At 45.2% G+C, this 2,061-nt stretch carries 2 protein-coding genes and 1 pseudogene; all 3 read left to right on the plus strand.

The features are described from left to right. Positions 1–233: pseudogene (gene fusA, locus CWO13_RS23240) on the plus strand (elongation factor G); the annotation flags it as partial. A 147-nt stretch (positions 234–380) separates the two neighbouring features. Next, complete coding sequence (gene tuf, locus CWO13_RS23245; protein ID WP_010435158.1) at positions 381–1,565, plus strand: elongation factor Tu; 1,185 nt, start codon at positions 381–383, stop codon at positions 1,563–1,565. Between the two features lie 223 nt (positions 1,566–1,788). Continuing rightward, positions 1,789–2,061: preprotein translocase subunit SecE (gene secE / locus CWO13_RS23250; protein WP_108083521.1), on the plus strand; the 273-nt coding region annotated here is incomplete at its 3' end.

Genomic DNA, 2,061 nt, shown 5'->3' on the forward strand with positions numbered 1-2,061 from the left:
TGGGTGACGTTGTTGGCGATATTAACCGTCGTCGCGGCATCATCGAAGGTATGGACGAGGGGACAGCTGGCCTGAAGATAATTCGTGCACAAGTTCCGTTGTCTGTCATGTTCGGTTACGCAACTGATTTACGTTCTGCGACACAAGGTCGTGCTTCTTACTCTATGGAGTTTAGTGAGTACGCTGAAGTGCCTAACAATGTTGCAAAAGCAATCATTGCAGAGCGTGGTTAAACAAAAGGAAGGCATTTTTTTTCATTTTTTGAAAGAACAATGCGTCCAAATATTGCGCTAACGAGAGTTGGCGCATAAAATAGCAATTTCTGGCGCGTCTCGCTCAATAATGAACGTGGCGAATCATAACTAGGAAGGAACACGATTGTGTCTAAAGAAAAATTTGAACGTACGAAACCGCACGTAAACGTTGGTACTATCGGCCACGTTGACCACGGTAAAACAACTCTAACTGCTGCTATCTGTACTACTCTTGCAAAAGTATACGGCGGTGTTGCTAAAGATTTCGCATCTATCGATAACGCTCCAGAAGAGCGTGAGCGCGGTATCACAATCGCAACTTCTCACGTTGAGTACGACACTCCAGCACGTCACTACGCACACGTAGACTGTCCAGGACACGCGGATTATGTTAAAAACATGATCACTGGTGCTGCACAAATGGACGGCGGTATCCTAGTTGTTGCTGCGACTGACGGCCCTATGCCTCAAACTCGTGAGCACATCCTACTTGGTCGTCAAGTTGGTATCCCTTACATCATCGTATTCATGAACAAATGTGACATGGTTGATGACGAAGAGCTACTTGAGCTAGTTGAGATGGAAGTTCGTGAACTTCTTTCTGAATACGACTTCCCAGGTGATGACCTACCAGTTATCCAAGGTTCTGCACTTGGCGCACTAAACGGCGAGAAGCAGTGGGAAGACAAGATCGTTGAGCTTGCAGAAGCACTAGATTCTTACATTCCTGAGCCAGAGCGTGCAGTTGACCAACCGTTCCTACTACCAATTGAAGATGTATTCTCAATCCAAGGTCGTGGTACTGTTGTAACTGGTCGTATCGAGCGCGGTATCCTACGTGTAGGTGACGAAGTAGAAATCGTTGGTATCAAAGAGACTACTCTTACTACTTGTACTGGTGTTGAAATGTTCCGTAAACTGCTTGACGAAGGTCGTGCAGGTGAGAACGTTGGTGCACTTCTACGTGGTACTAAGCGTGATGACGTTGAACGTGGTCAAGTACTTTCTGCGAAAGGTTCTATCAACCCACACACTAAGTTTGAGTCTGAAGTATACGTACTTTCTAAAGACGAAGGCGGCCGTCACACTCCTTTCTTCAAAGGTTACCGTCCACAGTTCTACTTCCGTACAACTGACGTAACAGGCGACATCACTCTACCAGAAGGCGTAGAAATGGTAATGCCAGGTGACAACGTTCAAATGACTGTTGAGCTAATCGCTCCAATCGCAATGGACGAAGGTCTACGTTTCGCAATCCGCGAAGGTGGCCGTACAGTTGGTGCTGGTGTTGTAGCTAAAATCTTTGCATAAGATTTGACGAACCACTAGTAAAAAGGGCATCATTTGATGCCCTTTTTCTGCGCTAAAAAAAGAGTTGGATGTTTTGACATCGATTTTTGCTCTTAGCAAAGAATTAAACGGTCTTTTTGACTAAAATGACTGTTAGATGTGTTGTTTTGCAACGCAAAGGAATGTGCCCTGCAACAGCGGGGTTATTGTCGTCTATATTTAAGACTTATCACAGGTTGGTTTTATGAAAGCAAACGCTGAAACTCCTGATAGCTCAGGTGCAGCAGATACAATGAAGTGGATTGTCGCTTTTGTTCTGTTGGCTGCTGCTGTTGTGGGTAATTACCTGTATGGTGAATTGTCTGTTGTAATTCGCGCTGCAGGTGTAGTTGTGCTGATTGCTGCCGCACTAGGCGTTGCAGCAACAACAACTAAAGGTAAAGCTGCGATCGATTTTGCAAAAGAATCTCGTATGGAGATTCGTAAAGTTGTTTGGCCTACTCGCCAAGAAACTATG

This window comes from Vibrio sp. ZF 223, assembly GCF_003050585.1.
GTDB classification, from domain to species: Bacteria; Pseudomonadota; Gammaproteobacteria; order Enterobacterales; family Vibrionaceae; genus Vibrio; species Vibrio crassostreae.